The sequence below is a fragment of the Mesorhizobium sp. B2-3-15 genome, from assembly GCF_006442875.1.
GTDB classification, from domain to species: domain Bacteria; phylum Pseudomonadota; class Alphaproteobacteria; order Rhizobiales; family Rhizobiaceae; genus Mesorhizobium; species Mesorhizobium australicum.
This window is the reverse complement of sequence record NZ_VFVO01000010.1, coordinates 227,925-244,673: the sequence shown is the minus strand read 5'-3', so window position 1 is coordinate 244,673 and position 16,749 is coordinate 227,925. Positions and strand designations below refer to the sequence as shown.

Below are 16,749 nucleotides of genomic sequence, written 5' to 3'. Positions count from 1 at the left end.
CGGTCGGAGGGCTCAAGCCCCTGATTCCGGCGGTAAACTCGGACCGCGCCGCGAGCGCCCGAGACCGGCGTCTTTCGCGTTACCGGCAACGCGTTACCGGGCTGACATGAAACTGTCATGCGACTGTTATAATCGAAGGCTATTGGCCTCAGCGGGCGCCGGCAAGAAGTGGCGCCGAGAGACCATCTTCCGAACAGGAGCAGGCCACATGAGACATTTCATCCGCTCGGCGGCCGTTGCGATTGCAATGGCTGCGGCGTCCACCCTCACCCTTTCCGCAGCAATGGCAGCTGACCTTTCCGGCGCCGGCTCGACCTTCATCTATCCGGTGTTCGCCAAATGGGCCGACACCTACAAGAAGGACACCGGCATCGGCCTCAACTATCAGTCGATCGGCTCGGGCGGCGGCATCAAGCAGGTCATCGCCAAGACCGTGACCTTCGGCGCCACCGACAAGCCGATGTCCGACGCCGATCTCGAAAAGAACGGCCTCGTGCAGTTCCCGATGGTGATGGGCGGCATCGTGCCGATCGTCAACCTCACGGGCATCAAGCCGGGCGAACTCGTCCTCGACGGCAAGACGCTGGCCCAGATCTATCTCGGCGCGATCACCACCTGGGACGATGCCGCGATCAAGGCCCTGAACCCCTCGCTCACCCTGCCGTCGACCGCTATCGCCGTCGTTCATCGTTCGGACGGCTCGGGCACGACCTTCAACTTCACTGACTACCTCGTGAAGCTCTCGCCCGACTGGAAGGACAAGGTCGGCTCGGATACGGCCGTCGAATGGCCGACCGGCGTCGGCGCCAAGGGCAGCGAAGGCGTTGCCAACACCGTCAAGCAGACCGACGGCGGCATCGGCTATGTCGAATATGCCTATGCCAAGCAGAACAATCTCTCCTACTCCAAGATGCTGAACGCCGCCGGCAAGGTCGTCGAGCCGTCGCTCGAATCCTTCGGCGCGGCTGCTTCGAACGCCGACTTCAAGGGCGCCAAGAACTTCAACGTCATCATCACCAACGAGCCGGGCGACGCCACTTGGCCGATCGCTGCCTCGACCTGGGTGCTGATCCACAAGACCCCGGACGATGCCGCGGCCACCGGCGAAGCGCTCAAGTTCTTTGCCTGGGCCTACAAGGACGGCAAGGAAACCGCCAAGGCGCTCGACTATGTGTCGATCCCCGATAGCGTCGTCGACCTGATCAAGGCTTCGTGGAAGGCCGACATCAAGGCCGACGGCAAGCCCGTCTACGCCGGCGAGTAATATCTTTCTGGAGGAGCGCCGCCCCGCGGCGCTCCTTTTCAATCAACACAAAGAGCCGAGCTTGACATGAGCGCTGCCCACGAAGCCTTGCCAGCCATTCGAGGTTCACGCGACGCCACCGTCAGACGGTTCGCGTTGACCGATTCGATCTTCCATGGGCTGACCCGCGCCGCCGCCATTCTCGTGCTGGTGCTGCTCGGCGGCGTCGCTATCTCGCTGTTCGCCGGTTCCTGGCAGGCACTGTCGACCTTCGGCTTCTCCTTTCTGACCACCGAGAGCTGGAATCCCGTCACCGAGAAATTCGGCGCCCTGGCGCCGATCTATGGCACCATCATCACTTCGGCCATCGCCATTCTGATCGCTGTGCCGCTCGGTATCGGCATCGCCATTTTTCTCACCGAGCTTTGCCCGCGTCCGCTCCGGCGCCCGATCGGCATGGCCGTGGAACTGCTGGCCGGCATCCCCTCGATCATCTACGGCATCTGGGGCCTGTTCGTGCTGGCACCGTTCCTGCAGACGACAGTGCAACCTTTCATCATCAACGTGTTCCACGGCATTCCCGGCCTTAACAGCCTGTTTGCCGGGCCTCCTTATGGGATCGGCCTGCTGACCTCGGCGATGATCCTGGCCATCATGATCCTGCCTTTCATCACCTCGATCACCAAGGATGTGTTCGATACGGTGCCGCCGGTGCTGAAGGAGTCCGCCTACGGCATTGGCTGCACGACCTGGGAGGTAACACGCCGGGTCGTCGTCCCCTACACCCGCATCGGCATCATGGGCGGCGTCATGCTCGGCCTCGGCCGTGCACTCGGTGAAACCATGGCGGTCACCTTCGTCATCGGCAACGCCCACCGGATCAGCGCCTCGCTGTTCGCGCCGGCAACGACGATCTCGGCAACCATCGCCAACGAATTCACCGAAGCCGTCGGCGATCTCTACACTTCCTCGTTGGTGGCGCTCGGCCTGATCCTGTTCGTCATCACCTTCCTCATCCTTGCCATCGCCCGCTACATGCTGATGCGCATCGATGCCCGTACCGGAGTCTGACCGATGTCGACAGCCGCATCGCTTCACCAGAGCCGCAAGCGCAAGAACGGCGTGATGATGACGCTCTGCGTCGTCGCCGCCGGCATCGGCCTTGCCTGGCTGGCGCTGATCCTCGGCGCGCTGCTCTATAAGGGCCTGTCGGGCGTTTCGCTCTCAGTGTTCACGGAAATGACCCCGCCGCCCGGTGATGCCGGTGGCCTGCTCAACGCCATCTACGGCAGCATCGTGATGACTATTATCGGCATCGTCGTCGGCACGCCGATCGGCGTGCTGGCCGGCACCTACATGGCCGAATATGGCCGCTTTTCGAAGCTCACCACCGTGGTGCGCTTTATCAACGACATCCTGCTGTCGGCGCCCTCAATCATCATCGGCCTGTTCGTCTACGAATTGATGGTGCGGCCGATGGGACATTTCTCGGCCATCGCCGGTGCCGTGGCACTGGCCATCCTGGTCATTCCCGTCGTGGTGCGTACCACCGAGGACATGCTCAACCTTGTGCCGAACGCTTTGCGCGAGGCCGGCACGGCGATTGGCGCGCCGCGCTGGGTGGTGATTCGTTCGGTGGCCTACCGCGCGGCGATGTCCGGCATCGTCACCGGCATATTGCTGGCCATTGCCCGCATTTCCGGCGAGACGGCGCCACTTCTTTTCACGGCGCTCAACAACCAGTTCTGGTCGAGCAATCTCAATGCGCCGATGGCCAGCCTGCCGGTGACCATCTTCCAGTTCGCTCTCAGCCCTTACGAGGAATGGCAGCAACTGGCGTGGACCGGCGCACTCATAATCACATTGACGGTTCTCGCGCTCAGCATCTTTGCGCGCAGCCTGACCGGACGCAGAGAGGACAAATGAGCCAGATGTTGTCTCCAGACATGACGATTGCGACAGAGGCAGCCGCCAAGGCGAAGATCGAGGTCAAGAACCTCAATTTCTACTACGGCCAGTCGAAGGCGCTGAAGGACATCACCTTGTCGCTGCCCGAGCGCAGCGTGACGGCCTTCATCGGACCGTCGGGTTGCGGAAAGTCGACGCTGCTGCGCGTCTTCAACCGCATCTACGAGCTCTACCCCAAGCAGACCGCCGAGGGTCAGGTGCTGCTCGACGGCCAGAACGTTCTCGACCGCTCGCAGGACCTCAACCTGTTGCGCACCAAGATCGGCATGGTGTTCCAGAAGCCGACGCCGTTCCCGATGTCGATCTATGAGAATATCGCCTTCGGCGTCAGGCTCTATGAGAAGATCGGCAAGGCCGAGATGGACGGCCGTGTCGAGCAGGCGTTGAAACGCGCCGCGCTGTGGAACGAGGTCAAGGACAAGCTCAATGCCAGCGGCCTCAGCCTGTCGGGCGGCCAGCAGCAGCGGCTTTGCATCGCCCGCACCGTGGCGGTCAAGCCGGAGGTCATCCTGCTCGACGAACCGGCCTCGGCGCTCGACCCATTGTCGACCGCCAAGATCGAGGAATTGATCGACGAGTTGCAGGCCGACTACACGATCGTCATCGTCACCCACAACATGCAGCAGGCCGCGCGCGTCTCGAAGCAGACGGCTTTCATGTATCTGGGCGAGTTGGTCGAATTCGACAAGACCGAGAAGATCTTCACGTCGCCTCGCGAGAAGCGCACGCAGGACTACATCACCGGCCGCTTCGGCTGATCTCACGCATACGAGGACCAGGATCATGGCCGAACACACAGTCGCAGCCTTCGACGAGGATCTCGGACAGATCAGCAAGCTGATCAGCGACATGGGCGATCTCGCCGGCACGATGGTCGGCGGCGCCACCAAGGCGCTGCTGAATTCCGACAACGCGCTGGCACAGCGCGTCGTCTCCGACGACGCCATCATGGACGCGCGCCAGCGCGAACTCGATGATCGCGCCATCACCCTGATCGCCAAGCGCCAGCCGATGGCCGACGATCTGCGTCATGTCGTCGGCTCGATCCGCATGGCGGGCGATCTCGAACGCATCGGCGACCTTGCCAAGAACATCGCCAAGCGCGTCGGCTCGGTCGGCCTCACCGCCACGCCGCGCGACTTGTCGCATTCCATCGACTCCATGGCGCAGCTGGTGCTGATCCAGGTGCAGGGCGTCGTCGAGGAATATGCGGCCGGCGATGCCGCCGCCCTCGCCAAGCTCAGGAATGACGACGAACGCATCGACGTCAAATACACTTCGGTGTTCCGCGAACTCCTGACTTACATGATGGAGGATCCCCGCAACATCACGGCTTGCACGCATCTTTTGTTCTGCGCCAAGAATCTCGAACGCATCGGCGACCATGTGACCAACATCGCCGAGAATGCGTATTATGTGCTGACCGGCACGCAACTGCCCGCCAATCGTCCGAAGCAGGACGAGACGGCGATGTCGGTGCCGGCGGCTTGACGGCAGGGATGATCGATCGATGATCGCGCCACGCATCATGGTGGTGGAGGACGAGGAGCCGCTGGGCGTGCTCCTCCGCTACAACCTGGAGTCCGAGGGTTACCAGGTCGAGGTGGTGACACGCGGCGACGAAGCCGAGATACGCCTCCAGGAAAACGTGCCCGACCTGCTGGTGCTCGACTGGATGGTGCCGGCGGTTTCCGGCATCGAACTCTGTCGGCGCCTGCGCATGCGGCCCGAGACGGAGCGATTGCCGATCATCATGCTGACGGCGCGCGGCGAGGAGAGCGATCGCGTGCGCGGCCTCTCGACCGGCGCCGACGACTATCTGGTCAAGCCGTTCTCGACGCCGGAATTCATGGCCCGGGTCAAGGCGCTGCTGCGCCGCGCCAAACCGGAAGTGCTGTCCAGCGTGCTCAAGGTCGGCGACATCGTGCTCGACCGCGAATCGCACCGGGTCTATCGCAAGAAGAGCGAGATCCGGCTCGGACCGACCGAGTTCAGGCTGCTCGAATTCATGATGCGCCATCCCGGCCGCGTGTTCTCGCGCAGCCAGTTGCTCGACAATGTCTGGGGCGAGACGATCTACATCGACGAGCGCACCGTGGATGTGCATGTCGGCCGCCTGCGCAAGGCGGTCAACAATGGCCGCATGCCCGATGTGATACGCACCATCCGTGGCGCGGGCTACGCAATCCGCGAGGATTGAGATCAGGCCACGTTCTTGCCGGATCTCACCTGCACGCCCGGCGCGAAGATCTCCTGGTCGACGAAGGTGAGCGCGCGCATGGCGCAGCCCTCGCGGATCAGCGGCAATTCGTTCGGCTCTGTATCGAAGGAAATCGACGTCGAATGCTGGCCGCCGGCGGTCTGGGCGATGGCCTCACGCAAGGCCGGCTCGATCAGATCGAAGGCGGCGGCGCTGACGCCGACCATCGCAACCGGCGCCGGATCGATCAGCGCGAACAAGCTGCCAAGGCCATAGCCCAGCGCCTCGCCGGCCTTGCGATAGGCCTCGCGCTCCGGTCCGTCTCTTTCGCGCGCCGTGGCCGCCAATGCGCGCATGTCGGCGTCGCTGACGTCGACCGGTTTGGCGTCCTCACCCATCTGTCCTGCATTACGCCAGATGGCATAGTTGCCGGCATAGGCCTCGACGCAGCCGCGCCGCCCGCAGCGGCAGAGCGCGCCGCCGGGGCGATGGATCATGTGGCCGAACTCGCCGCCTGAGGAATGGGTGCCGGTGAACAGCTCGCCCTTCAGCACCAGGCCCATGCCGATGCCGTGCGAGAGCAGGATGGCGATGAAGTCGTCGCGGTAGCGCTCGGGGTCGCGCCAGCGCAGCGCCACAGCCATCATGTTGCAGTCGTTCTCCATGGTGGCGGGGATGCCGAATTCGGCTTCGAGTATATCGGCGAAGGCAATGTCCGTCTGCGGCGTGATCGGCGACCACAGCATGGCGCGCGCCTCGGTGTCGGTGATGCCCTGGATCGCCAGCGCGATGCGGGCAATGCTGGCGACATCGAGGTCGGGATCCTCGAGGCGGCGCCGGACGATGGCCACGCATTCGCCGATCAGCGCCTCGCGCGACATGGTCAGCGTGTCCAGCCGGCGCTGCTCCTCCGATATCACCTGGCCGGCGTAGTCGATGACGGCGACGGAGAGGAAATTCAGCGACAGCACCACGGTCATGACCGCCGCGGCCTCGGGGTTGAGACAAAGGCCCACCTGCGGCCGGCCGCGTTTCAGTGAGCCGGCCTCGTTCGGCTTGCCTTCGCTCAGGATACCTTCGCCGATCAGGTCGGCTGATATCGCCGATATGGTCGAGTGGCTCAGGGCGGTGGTGGCGGCGATCTCAGTGCGCGAGGGCTGGCCACCCCGGCGCACGGCTCCAATCACCATTGCGCGGTTGCGCCGGCGCAGATCGTCGTGGCGGATTCCGACCGACATGATTTCCCTCCCCGTCGCCGCGGTTCTTGACGCCCCCTCGAACACCTCCGGCAACGGGTCGAATACTGGCAGAAGCGGCTGGGGCTGTCATTTATTTATTGCGGGGCTCGAAAAAAGGATTCCGGCACCTCAAAATCCGTCAGAATCGATGTTGACAGTGTTCCGGCGATGGACCAGTGTTTTTTCGAGGCTCGAAAAAATTAGGGCCTTTGTGCCGGCCTTAGGGCCAGTTTGGTCGCGCCACACGCGGGCGCAGGGAGGATATCATGAAGAGATTCACAGTCGCCGTTCTGGCGGGTGTCGCCATGTCGCTGACGCTGGCGTCGGTCGCGCAGGCGAAGGGCAAGGTTATCGGCGTGTCGTGGTCCAACTTCCAGGAGGAGCGCTGGAAGACCGACGAGGCCGCCATGAAGAAGGCGATCGAGGCCGCGGGCGACAAGTACATTTCCGCCGATGCGCAGTCCAATCCTGGCAAGCAGCTGACCGATGTCGAGAGCCTGATTTCGCAGGGTGCCAATTCGCTGATCATCCTGGCGCAGGACGCGTCGGCCATCGGCCCGGCGGTACAGAAGGCGCTCGACGAGGGCATTCCGGTCGTCGGCTATGACCGCCTGATCGAGAACAAGGACGTCTTCTACCTGACCTTCGACAACAAGGAAGTCGGCCGCATGCAGGCCCGCGAAGTGTTCAAGGTGAAGCCTGAGGGCAATTACGTCTTCATCAAGGGCTCGGGCGCCGATCCGAATGCCGACTTCCTGTTCTCGGGCTCTATGGAAGTGCTGAAAGCGGCAATAGACAGCGGCAAGATCAAGAATGTCGGCGAAGCCTATACGGACGGCTGGCTGCCCGCCAACGCCCAGAAGAACATGGAACAGTTCCTCACCGCCAACGACAACAAGGTCGACGCCGTGGTCGCCGCCAATGACGGCACCGCCGGCGGTGTGGTCGCGGCGCTGACGGCGCAGGGGCTCGCCGGCACCGTGCCGGTCTCCGGCCAGGACGGCGACCACGCCGCGCTCAACCGCATCGCGCTCGGCACCCAGACCGTGTCGGTGTGGAAGGACGCGCGCGAACTCGGCAAGAACGCCGCCGAGATCGCCTCGCAACTCGCCGACGGTAAGAAGATGACCGACATCGCCGGCGTGAAGGACTTCACGACGCCTGGCGGCAACACCGTAAAGTCGCTGTTCCTGACCCCGGTGGCCATCACCAAGGACAATCTCAACCTCGTCATCGACGCCGGCTGGATCAAGAAGGACGAAGTCTGCACGGGCGTTGCCGCAGGCAGCGTCGCGGCCTGCAACTGAGCTTGATCGCCTGAACAGTCGGAAGCGCCGCGGCGTGGAACGGTCAGTGTTCTGAACACTGGCCGTTCCAATTTCCTTGTTTTCGCAATTCCGGACGAAAAACCGCTACGCACTTTTCCTGGAATTGCTTCCAAGCCGCGGCGTGTTCCCGACAAGATTTGTGTTTCCGCCGCTGGCGGCTAACTTCTGGGCTCTGGTCCGGCATCCGCGTCAGGCGGCAAGCCGCTGGGAGGACATCATGACCGACACCACCGCAACCTCGCAGGCCGATACGGCGCGTGCGTCGGAACTCGGCGCGGTCGCGCGTTTCCTGAAGGCGACCGAGATTGACACCCGCATGCTCGGCATGATCGGCGCGCTGCTGCTGATCTGGGTCGCGCTGCATGTGATTTCGAGCCTGCGTCTTGGCGTCAATCCGCTCGATTTCGACAGCCGCACGTTCCTCACGCCACGCAATCTGTGGAACCTGTCGGTGCAGACGTCCGCGGTCGCCATCATGGCCTGCGGCATGGTGCTGGTCATCGTCATGCGCAACATCGACCTGTCCGTCGGTTCCGCCGAGGGCTTGATCGGCATGGTCATGGGCTTTGCGCAGGTACATTTCCTGGTTCGGTTCGTAGGACTTGAACTCGGCAACCCATGGATCTGGGTCCTGGCACTGGTCATCGGTCTGGCGCTCGGGCTTTTGATCGGCGCCTTCCAGGGCTTCGTCATCGCCTATCTCGAAGTGCCGGCCTTCATCGTCACGCTGGGTGGCCTGCTGGTCTGGCGCGGCGCCGCCTGGTGGGTCACGTCAGGCCAGACGGTGGCACCGCTCGACGCCACGTTCCAGCTGATGGGCGGCGGACCGGCCGGATCGATCGGCGCCACCTGGAGCTGGGTCGTCGGCATCGTCGCCTGCCTGGCCGTCGTGTTCGCGCTGTTCAACGGGCGGGTTCAGCGCAAGCGCTTCCGCTTCCCCCTGCGGCCGATCTGGGCCGAGACGCTGCTCAGCGTCGTCACCTGCGCCGTCATCATGGGCGCGGTCTGGCTAGCCAACTCCTATCCATGGCCGATCGGGATCGTGAACCGGTACGCGGCCGCCAACAACATCACCGTGCCGGAGGGCGGGCTGTTCATCGCCCACGGCATCGCCATACCGGTGCTGATGGCGGTCGCCGTCGGTCTGGTCATGACCTTCATCACCAACCGCACCCGTTTCGGCCGTTATGTCTTTGCTATCGGCGGCAATCCGGAAGCGGCCAATCTCGCCGGCATCAACACGCGCTGGATCACCATGAAGGTGTTCATGATCATGGGCGTGCTGGCCACGATCGCCGCCGCCATTTCGTCGGCCCGGCAGAACTCGTCCACCAATGTGCTGGGAACATTGGATGAGCTGCTGGTCATTGCCGCGGCCGTCATCGGCGGCACCTCGCTTGCCGGCGGCTCGGGAACCATCATCGGCGCCATGCTCGGTGCATTGCTGATGCAGTCGCTGCAGTCGGGCATGGTGCTGCTCGGTGTCGATTCGCCGTTGCAGAGCATCGTCGTCGGCGCCGTGCTGGTCATCGCCGTCTGGCTCGACACCGTCTATCGCAAGCGGGTTTAGGGATACGACCATGGCTGACAAAACCGCTCCCGTAAGGGCCCTCACAACTGCGCCCACTGGCACGCCGCTGGTCGACATGCGCAACATCTCGATCGCCTTCGGCGGCATCCGCGCCGTCGACGACGCCTCGATCGATCTTTTCCCCGGCGAGGTCGTGGCACTGCTCGGCCACAACGGCGCCGGCAAGTCGACGCTGATCAAGATCCTGTCCGGCGCCTACAAGCGCGATGCGGGCCAGATCTTCGTCAACGGCGAGGAGGCAGCAATTTCCAACCCGCGCGACGCCAAGAAATACGGTATCGAGACGATCTACCAGACGCTGGCGCTGGCCGACAATGTCGATGCCGCCGCCAACCTGTTCCTCGGCCGCGAACTGATGACCGCCTGGGGCACGCTCGACGACGTCGCCATGGAGGCCGAGGCGCGCAAGGTGATGGGGCGGCTCAATCCCCGCTTCCAGCGCTTCAAGGAACCGGTGATCAAGCTGTCGGGCGGTCAGCGGCAATCGGTGGCCATCGCACGCGCGATCCTGTTCAATGCCCGCATCCTGATCATGGACGAGCCGACGGCGGCACTTGGGCCCCAGGAAACCGCCCAGGTCGGCGAGTTGGTCAGGCAGCTCAAATCCGATGGCATCGGCATCTTCCTGATCAGCCACGACATCCACGACGTGTTCGAGCTGGCCGACCGTGTCTGCGTGATGAAAAACGGCCAGGTGGTCGGCACCGCCCGCACGACTGACGTCACGCAGGACGAGGTGCTTGGGATGATCATCCTGGGCAAATGTCCTCCAGGTGCCATACCGGGGCCGGGCGCGCTGAAGATCGCCGCCTGAGGCCGGTCAGGCCGCTTCGGGCACGCCCCGTTGCCGGTCACGTGATATGCCAGTGATCACGATGGTGTGGCCTGACCATTGTGTTGGCCCGGCGACTTGCCCATAAAAGGTCCTGTTTTGCTCATGGACCGCATCATCCGTTGAAGAAGCTTTTTCCAATCGTCGCGTTCATTGCCGTTGCACTGATCAGCATGACCATGGCGGGGTTCGCTTATTTCGCGACGCAGGAAGCCGCCCGCATCAAGTTCGAAGGGGCGGCCGATGACGCCCTCAACCGGATCGAGAGCCGCATCGACCTGCACCTGTCGCTGCTGCGCTCGACACAGGCCCTGTTCGACGCACGCAACGGCGATATTTCCCAGAACGAGTTCAAGGCATTCTTCAAGGCGCTGGATGTCGACAACAATTTCGCCGGCCTGCGAGGCATCGGCTTCCTGCGGCTGGTCAGGACGGGCGACGAGGCAGCGGTGGAACGCGATACCCTCCACGATTTCGGCGCCAGTCATCCGGTCTATCCGGATACGACGCAGGCCTGGCGCACGCCGATCGCGCTTTTCGAGCCGCTCGATCCGTCCAACCAGACCATCATCGGCTACGACATGTTCAGCGAGCCGGTGCGGCGTGCGGCGATCGAAAAAGCCATGGCCGACGACCAGCAGCATGCGAGCGGGCTGGTGCAACTCGGCCAGGGCACGGGCGTGGCGCAGACTTTCACGGGCTTCCTGGTCTATGTGCGGCTCAATGTGGAAACCGCACCGGAGGTCATCAACGCATCGCGGTCCTCGACCGCCGGCTTTCTCTATGCGGCCTTTCGGGCCCGGGACCTGTTCCAGATCGCGCTCAGCCGTGCGCCGCTGCTGCCGGTCAACACCGAGATCTATGATGGAGCGGTGAACGGCGACAACCTGTTGTTCCGCTCGGAGACGCCACCGGCCTCATCCCTGGGAGACCGGCTGCTGGTCACCCGCAAGATGACCGTGGCGGGACGCCCTTGGACCGTGTTGTTCAGGCCAACCAGCGCCTTCTCGCAACCCTCTTCGCGCGCCATCCCCGTGATGCTGGGGCTGTTCGGCCTGCTCCTGGCAGGCGCCATCGCGCTGGTGGCGCGCTATCAGGAGCGAGCCTATGACGCGGTGTCGGCCTTGCACGAGACGACGGAAAAAAGCCTGCTCGAAAAGGACCTGATGCTGCAGGAGATGAAGCATCGCATCAAGAACTCCATCACCAGGGTGCTGGCGATCGCGCGGCAGACGGCTTCGCGGGCAACCGACGTCAATGAGTTTTCCGCTTCCTTCTCGGCTAGGCTGCAGGCGATGGCCGCCTCGCAGGACATGTTGACGCGCTCGCGCTGGCAGAAAGCTGACCTTGCTGATCTGCTGCGCATCGAGCTTGGCCAGGTGTTCGGCAAGGAACTGCCGGACGGGCTCCTGTCAGGCCCGGAGGTGCTGCTCGATGAAACAACGACGCAGGCGCTTGGGCTGACCTTTCATGAACTCGCCACCAACGCGCTGAAATACGGCGAAGCCGGCAATTTCGTTGGCGCTCTCAAGGTGAACTGGTCGCTGGAAGGGCGGGGGCGCGAGCGGACGCTGGCGCTGAACTGGCGGGAGGCGGGGAAGAAGAGGGTAGAGGCGCCATCGCGGACGGGATTCGGCACCAAGCTGATCGATCTCAATGTCACGCGCGAGTTGCGCGGCACGATCAGACGCGATTTTCAGGCCGATGGCCTCAAGGTGGAAATCAAAATTCCACTGGCCGGCTGAAACCCACCCGTCAGCGGCCCTAGCGGCCGACTCCCAGCCACGAAAATCCGGAGGCCCCTGGGCCTCCGGATTTTGACTTGTTATCGCTGAATCAGTTGCAGCGGGCCGTGTAGATCCGGCCGCGATGGTCGCGATACTGGCAGTAGCCGTTGCGCAGGTTGCGAACCAGCAGGCCGGAGCCGGCACCGACGGCCGCGCCGATCAGGGCACCCTTGCCGCCGCCGACCAACCCACCCACGCCCGCGCCGATCAAGCCGCCGCCGACGACGTCCTGCTCGGTCGAGGTACAGCCGCTGACGGCAACCACCGCAACCATGGCAATAAGTATTTTCCGCATAGAGTCACTCCTCACTTGTGTCCACACTTTGGTAAGCTCCAACCGCCATTTAGCACGAAACGACGGCCTTTGCTGCTGCAATTTATTGTTGGCTAAGGTCGTCTTTTTCTGGGCGGTTCGTGTTAGATGCCATGACGACGTTGGATACGGCCAACGAAGCGTCAAGACTACCATCTGGCCGCACCTTCCAGACAATCTGATCGTAGTCGTCCTCCAAGGCGGGATCGACCGCGAGGCATTTGGCGACGACATGCTGCGCCTGCCCCTGCACGTCGCCCATCGCGAAGGGGCGCTCAGCGGTGCATTCGTCAGCAGTCGCAAAAACACTGACAGGGACCTGCAATTCCCGACATTCGGCCATCGTGTTCGAGCAACCGATCACCAGTAACAACGCGGCTATGTGTTCCATGACAGATGTTCCTCTGGCCGCATTAACGGCCAGCATCGTCAAAAAGTTCCTGTCATTCCAACAGCGTTACGCGAATAGTTCGGAGAAAACCGCGGCTCCTCACGCTGCGGCGTTAGCCTGCCCGGCGACTTCAATTGGCGCGACGGAGAGGAGAGCAGATTTAGTCAGGTCAACTGCCAGAAAATGGCCAGCACCATGATCGCGGCCGCGGCAAGAACGATCCCCTTCATCAACCCCCTACCTGCTTCAGGGAGTGCCTCCATGGAGGGTTCGGATTCCAGAAATTCGCCCATCGAAACACGGGCGGCTTGTTCCAATCTGTTCATGTCGGCAATCGTCAAGACATTCCTCCCGTACCGTGCTTCGAGCCTGCCAACAATCTCCGAAGGCGGGGCAGGTTCCGACGGTATCTGGGAAAAACAGCATCCGCGCTTATGGTGAACAGCCGGTTAAGGATTGTTGTTTGCCAGGCTCTCACTGCGTCTCGAAATTGCTGTGCGGCACGACAAGGCGATATTCGAGGTGGCCCTCGCCGATATCCAGGTTCGCGGTTCCGTTCAGGGATGCCGGCACCACCCGCTCCAACGCAACGCTTCCGAAGCGCCGTTGACCGCCGCCACCGCGATTGGCTTCTATCGTTTCGGCCCATGTCAGCGACAGCGCAACCTCCCCCGTGGCAGCAGCGTCGAGTTCGGCGGTGACCTCGACGAAGCCATCCGGCCGGGACAGGGCGCCGTAGCTCAACGAGTTGACGGCAAGTTCATGCATCGCCAGCCCGATATGCAGCGCGGCGTTGGGATTGAGGTAAGGATTGGCGCCACGAAAACGGAGGCTGTGCGACGGGTTCGCGCCATAGCGGCCGACCTGGCCCGCCACCAGTTCATGAAGGGCTGCCCCTCGCCAATTGGAGGATGTCACCAGATCCTGGGAGGAGGCCAGCGACTGCAGCCGGCCGCGGAAGCGCGTCAGGAAATCGCCGATGCCGTCGGAATAGCGACCGGTCTGGGTCGCGATGCTCTGGATGATCGCCAGGAGGTTCTTCGAGCGATGGCTGACTTCCCGCAGCAGCGTCGTCAACGTCTGTTCACGCCGCTTTTGCTCGGTCGTCTCGACCATGGTGGTGACGACGCCCTGTACATCGCCATCGTCGCCTCGGTCGGCATCGACCCAAATCTGAAACCAGCGAACGCCATTCTCGACCGGGACACTGATTTCAAGGCGCTGGGGATTGCCGGTCGCGATCACATCGCGCTTGGCGGCGCCGATGCGGTCGGTCTGCGCCGTCGGCAAAATGCCGTTGCCATCGACATCGTCGGAGGCCCACGGGGCGCGCATGTTGCGGGCCCATACGGTCTTCATCTCGCGATCCTGATAGAGGACGGAAATGCCGGCATTGTGGAGCGCGTGGAGAAGAGCCCGGCCAAGCTGCATGCCGCTCTCCGCGGGATGCAAGGCGATCACTTCATCGCCCCGTGCGCCTTCCTCTCTATCTGAAGTCCTCGAGCGCATCGGTCAACCTGTCCACCCCAACTCAGACTGAACCGCTCACCTGCCACATCGGTTCCAAATGAATCGGGATAACCACCCTTCCTAAAGCGGTCCGCCGGACGGCGTCCAGTAAAGGACACCGCCCGGCGGTGGCTGGAAACCGTTTGAGGGGTGCGGCTTCCAGTGTTCCTCTATTCAGTCGCCAGGCTCACGCCCGTCTGAAAAGGCCGGCCAAAAGCGAAATGACCAGGAATGCGAGGAAGATGAAGAACAATATCTGCGCGATACCGGCGGATGTGCCGGCGATGCCGCCGAAACCAAGCGCGCCGGCAATAATCGCCACGACGAGAAATACGAGCGCCCAGTAAAGCATGGTTCATCTCCTTCCAATGATACGGTGAAAACGTGGGTAAATGCGGTTTGTTCCACCATTCGCCGAAAAAGCCGATGCTTGCAAACCGTTCCAGGCAGCGCGGGCTGGAAATTCGCTGGCGGCCGATCCGGCTTGTCAAGAAGGCCACCGAATGCATCGCACCCAGTGGCCTTTTATGTCCTTGTCCGGCTCGCGGGGGCCGCGATTTATGCAGCGGCCTTGGCCTGCCGGTCGAAGAAGAGCGCCTGGCTGATCAGCGCCTTCACCATGTCGGGATTGAACGGCTTGGTCACGAGGAAAGCAGGCTCCGGACGCTCTCCGGTCAGCAGACGCTCGGGAAAAGCGGTGATGAAGATTACCGGCACCGATGTCGACGAGAGGATTTCGTTCACCGCCTCGATGCCCGAGCTGCCGTCGGCGAGCTGGATGTCGGCCAGCACCATCTTCGGTCGGGTCTTGCCGAACATCGTCACCGCTTCGGCATGGGTGCGCGCCGTGCCCACCACCCGATGGCCGAGGCTCTCGACCATCTCCTCTATATCCATGGCAATGAGCGGCTCATCCTCGATGATCAGCACGTCGGTCGCCACCTGACGGGAAATCTCGTTGCTTGCCTGGGCAAGCAGCTCGGAGAACTGCTGGTCGCCGACATCGAGGATCTCGGCCGCCTCGTCCTCGCTGAAACCTTCGACGGCAACCAGCAGGAAGGCCTGGCGGGGAAGCGGCGCGATCGCATTGAGATTGGCGGCCGCGCGCTGTTCCCAGCCCGCCTGTGTCTGCTCTTGCGGAACGCGGATGGCAACCGATGTGAAGAGCTTGGCGAAAACCTTGTATAGTGCGATCCGGTCACTCGACGCCTCGGGGAAGATGTCGACATCGGCAATGATCGCCTCAAGCATCGCGGCGACCAGCGCGTCGCCGCTCTCCTGCGATCCCGAGACGGCACGCGAAAAGCGCCGCAGGAACGGCAGATGCGGAGCGATGGTGGCGGACAAGCTCATAATAGACGTCTCCCTCAGATGACGCGTTGAACGGATTCCAGGCTATGCCGATTGCAAGCCCCGTGGGAAACAACGCCGCTTTTCTGAAAAAGTTCCGCCGATATGGAACGAATCACCGGCAATGGCGTTTTAGTGCCGGGATGGGCAACCAGACGAGGGTGCCGCTTGCCTTGTGTTGTGTTGTGAGCGGCTTGAGTTCTGGGAAATAAAGGGCGAAATGAAGGACATGACCAAAGATATTCTGGCTGGCGTCACGGGCAGGCGCCGGAACGGCGACGGCGATCCGTTAGGGCCGAATTCCGAAATCGGACGCAAACTCAAACAATATTACGACGAGCTGGTCTCCGACAATGTGCCGGATCGCTTCGCCCAGTTGCTCAGCCAACTGGAACAGGCCGAACCCGCACAGAAGAAGGACTAGGGACATGGCAGCGGTCTCCCAAGGCTTCAAGACCGATCTGCTTGGGGCGATCCCGAGCTTGCGGGCCTTTGCCGTGTCGCTGACGCAGAATGCCGACAAGGCCGATGACCTCGTTCAGGAAACGTTGGTCAAGGCCTGGGACAAGCATGAAAGCTTCCAGCCCGGCACCAACCTCAAGGCATGGCTTTTCACGATACTGCGCAATGAATTCTATTCGCAAATGCGCAAGCGCGGTCGCGAGGTGCAGGACAGCGACGGCATCATGACGGCCCGGCTTGCAGTGCACCCGGCCCAGCACGGCCAGCTCGACCTCAAGGATTTTCGCGGGGCACTCGAGCAATTGCCGGAGGACCAGCGCGAAGCCATCATCCTGATCGGCGCATCGGGTTTTTCTTATGAGGAGGCCGCCGAAATCTGCGGGTGCGCGGTCGGAACGATCAAAAGCCGCGTCAGCAGGGCCCGCACGCGCCTGCAGGAAATCCTGAAAATCTCAGGTGAGGACGAGTATGGCCCCGACGCGATTTCGGCTCAGGTCACGGGAACGGCCGCGCATTGAAATGCGGGGCCGCATAACG

Annotated in this window: 19 protein-coding genes; 12 read left to right on the top strand and 7 right to left on the bottom strand. The window is 62.7% G+C overall.

Going from position 1 to position 16,749, the window contains the following annotated elements; all coding sequences use genetic code 11:
* Positions 1-208 precede the first annotated feature (208 nt).
* The 6 genes from pstS (at position 209) to phoB (ending at position 5,411) form a co-directional block, all read left to right on the top strand.
* On the top strand, positions 209-1,264 hold the full coding sequence (gene pstS, locus FJ954_RS21415; RefSeq protein ID WP_140662988.1) for a phosphate ABC transporter substrate-binding protein PstS: 1,056 nt from the start codon (positions 209-211) through the stop codon (positions 1,262-1,264).
* A gap of 66 nt (positions 1,265-1,330) precedes the next feature.
* Positions 1,331-2,314, top strand: coding sequence for a phosphate ABC transporter permease subunit PstC (pstC, locus tag FJ954_RS21410; RefSeq protein WP_140662986.1), 984 nt, complete (start codon positions 1,331-1,333; stop codon positions 2,312-2,314).
* 3 nt (positions 2,315-2,317) lie between these two features.
* Positions 2,318-3,169: a phosphate ABC transporter permease PstA gene (pstA, locus tag FJ954_RS21405; protein WP_140662985.1), complete on the top strand. Its 852-nt coding sequence runs from the start codon at positions 2,318-2,320 to the stop codon at positions 3,167-3,169.
* Positions 3,166-3,969, top strand: a complete 804-nt coding sequence (gene pstB, locus FJ954_RS21400) for a phosphate ABC transporter ATP-binding protein PstB (protein WP_140509733.1) — start codon at positions 3,166-3,168, stop codon at positions 3,967-3,969. The genes pstA and pstB overlap by 4 nt, the downstream gene beginning before the upstream one ends.
* A 25-nt stretch (positions 3,970-3,994) precedes the next feature.
* On the top strand, positions 3,995-4,702 hold the full coding sequence (phoU, locus tag FJ954_RS21395; RefSeq protein ID WP_140662983.1) for a phosphate signaling complex protein PhoU: 708 nt from the start codon (positions 3,995-3,997) through the stop codon (positions 4,700-4,702).
* A 19-nt stretch (positions 4,703-4,721) separates the two neighbouring features.
* Complete coding sequence (gene phoB, locus FJ954_RS21390) at positions 4,722-5,411, top strand: phosphate regulon transcriptional regulator PhoB (RefSeq protein ID WP_010911896.1); 690 nt, start codon at positions 4,722-4,724, stop codon at positions 5,409-5,411.
* Positions 5,412-5,413: 2 nt separating this feature from the next.
* Here the strand turns inward: phoB and FJ954_RS21385 are convergent, their stop codons facing one another.
* Complete coding sequence (locus FJ954_RS21385; RefSeq protein WP_140662981.1) at positions 5,414-6,649, bottom strand: ROK family protein; 1,236 nt, start codon at positions 6,647-6,649, stop codon at positions 5,414-5,416.
* A gap of 266 nt (positions 6,650-6,915) precedes the next feature.
* On the opposite strand from FJ954_RS21385, the gene xylF reads away from it, so the two are divergent.
* From xylF to FJ954_RS21365, 4 genes are all read left to right on the top strand, one after another.
* Entirely contained in the window at positions 6,916-7,956 is a 1,041-nt protein-coding gene (gene xylF / locus FJ954_RS21380) for a D-xylose ABC transporter substrate-binding protein (protein ID WP_140662979.1), read from the top strand.
* 238 nt (positions 7,957-8,194) lie between these two features.
* Entirely contained in the window at positions 8,195-9,547 is a 1,353-nt protein-coding gene (locus FJ954_RS21375) for a sugar ABC transporter permease (protein WP_140662977.1), read from the top strand.
* 10 nt (positions 9,548-9,557) lie between these two features.
* On the top strand, positions 9,558-10,382 hold the full coding sequence (locus FJ954_RS21370; protein WP_015315391.1) for an ATP-binding cassette domain-containing protein: 825 nt from the start codon (positions 9,558-9,560) through the stop codon (positions 10,380-10,382).
* Between the two features lie 140 nt (positions 10,383-10,522).
* Positions 10,523-12,145 (top strand): CHASE domain-containing protein, encoded by a 1,623-nt coding sequence (locus tag FJ954_RS21365; RefSeq protein ID WP_140662975.1) that lies wholly within the window; start codon positions 10,523-10,525, stop codon positions 12,143-12,145.
* 91 nt (positions 12,146-12,236) lie between these two features.
* Here the strand turns inward: FJ954_RS21365 and FJ954_RS21360 are convergent, their stop codons facing one another.
* From FJ954_RS21360 to FJ954_RS21340, 6 genes are all read right to left on the bottom strand, one after another.
* The gene (locus FJ954_RS21360; protein ID WP_015315393.1) at positions 12,237-12,482 is read right to left on the bottom strand and encodes a YMGG-like glycine zipper-containing protein; all 246 of its coding nucleotides are present in this window, start codon (positions 12,480-12,482) and stop codon (positions 12,237-12,239) included.
* A gap of 82 nt (positions 12,483-12,564) precedes the next feature.
* The gene (locus FJ954_RS21355) at positions 12,565-12,891 is read right to left on the bottom strand and encodes a hypothetical protein (protein WP_015315394.1); all 327 of its coding nucleotides are present in this window, start codon (positions 12,889-12,891) and stop codon (positions 12,565-12,567) included.
* A 164-nt stretch (positions 12,892-13,055) separates the two neighbouring features.
* The gene (locus tag FJ954_RS31660; protein WP_181171156.1) at positions 13,056-13,232 is read right to left on the bottom strand and encodes a hypothetical protein; all 177 of its coding nucleotides are present in this window, start codon (positions 13,230-13,232) and stop codon (positions 13,056-13,058) included.
* A gap of 133 nt (positions 13,233-13,365) precedes the next feature.
* Complete coding sequence (locus tag FJ954_RS21350; RefSeq protein ID WP_140662973.1) at positions 13,366-14,400, bottom strand: sensor histidine kinase; 1,035 nt, start codon at positions 14,398-14,400, stop codon at positions 13,366-13,368.
* A 187-nt stretch (positions 14,401-14,587) separates the two neighbouring features.
* On the bottom strand, positions 14,588-14,752 hold the full coding sequence (locus FJ954_RS21345) for a DUF1328 domain-containing protein (protein ID WP_010911886.1): 165 nt from the start codon (positions 14,750-14,752) through the stop codon (positions 14,588-14,590).
* Between the two features lie 206 nt (positions 14,753-14,958).
* A complete protein-coding gene (locus tag FJ954_RS21340) occupies positions 14,959-15,753 on the bottom strand; it encodes a response regulator (RefSeq protein WP_015315397.1) in 795 nt (264 codons plus the stop codon).
* A 217-nt stretch (positions 15,754-15,970) separates the two neighbouring features.
* Here FJ954_RS21340 and FJ954_RS21335 point away from each other — a divergent pair, with 217 nt between their 5' ends.
* Together FJ954_RS21335 and FJ954_RS21330 are read left to right on the top strand one after the other, a co-directional pair.
* The gene (locus FJ954_RS21335; RefSeq protein WP_140616734.1) at positions 15,971-16,174 is read left to right on the top strand and encodes a NepR family anti-sigma factor; all 204 of its coding nucleotides are present in this window, start codon (positions 15,971-15,973) and stop codon (positions 16,172-16,174) included.
* Positions 16,175-16,178: 4 nt separating this feature from the next.
* Positions 16,179-16,730 carry an RNA polymerase sigma factor gene (locus tag FJ954_RS21330; protein ID WP_010911883.1) on the top strand — a complete coding sequence of 184 codons (552 nt, stop codon included), beginning with the start codon at positions 16,179-16,181 and terminating at the stop codon, positions 16,728-16,730.
* Positions 16,731-16,749: the final 19 nt, after the last annotated feature.

Excerpts from the sequence above, each read along its gene's own strand:
- pstS (WP_140662988.1), top strand. The coding sequence starts at position 209 with ATGAGACATTTCATCCGCTCGGCGGCCGTTGCGATTGCAATGGCTGCG.
- pstC (WP_140662986.1), top strand. The coding sequence starts at position 1,331 with ATGAGCGCTGCCCACGAAGCCTTGCCAGCCATTCGAGGTTCACGCGAC.
- pstA (WP_140662985.1), top strand. The coding sequence starts at position 2,318 with ATGTCGACAGCCGCATCGCTTCACCAGAGCCGCAAGCGCAAGAACGGC.
- pstB (WP_140509733.1), top strand. The coding sequence starts at position 3,166 with ATGAGCCAGATGTTGTCTCCAGACATGACGATTGCGACAGAGGCAGCC.
- phoU (WP_140662983.1), top strand. The coding sequence starts at position 3,995 with ATGGCCGAACACACAGTCGCAGCCTTCGACGAGGATCTCGGACAGATC.
- phoB (WP_010911896.1), top strand. The coding sequence starts at position 4,722 with ATGATCGCGCCACGCATCATGGTGGTGGAGGACGAGGAGCCGCTGGGC.
- FJ954_RS21385 (WP_140662981.1), bottom strand. The coding sequence starts at position 6,649 with ATGTCGGTCGGAATCCGCCACGACGATCTGCGCCGGCGCAACCGCGCA.
- xylF (WP_140662979.1), top strand. The coding sequence starts at position 6,916 with ATGAAGAGATTCACAGTCGCCGTTCTGGCGGGTGTCGCCATGTCGCTG.
- FJ954_RS21375 (WP_140662977.1), top strand. The coding sequence starts at position 8,195 with ATGACCGACACCACCGCAACCTCGCAGGCCGATACGGCGCGTGCGTCG.
- FJ954_RS21370 (WP_015315391.1), top strand. The coding sequence starts at position 9,558 with ATGGCTGACAAAACCGCTCCCGTAAGGGCCCTCACAACTGCGCCCACT.
- FJ954_RS21360 (WP_015315393.1), bottom strand. The coding sequence starts at position 12,482 with ATGCGGAAAATACTTATTGCCATGGTTGCGGTGGTTGCCGTCAGCGGC.
- FJ954_RS21355 (WP_015315394.1), bottom strand. The coding sequence starts at position 12,891 with ATGGAACACATAGCCGCGTTGTTACTGGTGATCGGTTGCTCGAACACG.
- FJ954_RS21350 (WP_140662973.1), bottom strand. The coding sequence starts at position 14,400 with ATGCGCTCGAGGACTTCAGATAGAGAGGAAGGCGCACGGGGCGATGAA.
- FJ954_RS21345 (WP_010911886.1), bottom strand. The coding sequence starts at position 14,752 with ATGCTTTACTGGGCGCTCGTATTTCTCGTCGTGGCGATTATTGCCGGC.
- FJ954_RS21340 (WP_015315397.1), bottom strand. The coding sequence starts at position 15,753 with ATGAGCTTGTCCGCCACCATCGCTCCGCATCTGCCGTTCCTGCGGCGC.
- FJ954_RS21335 (WP_140616734.1), top strand. The coding sequence starts at position 15,971 with ATGAAGGACATGACCAAAGATATTCTGGCTGGCGTCACGGGCAGGCGC.
- FJ954_RS21330 (WP_010911883.1), top strand. The coding sequence starts at position 16,179 with ATGGCAGCGGTCTCCCAAGGCTTCAAGACCGATCTGCTTGGGGCGATC.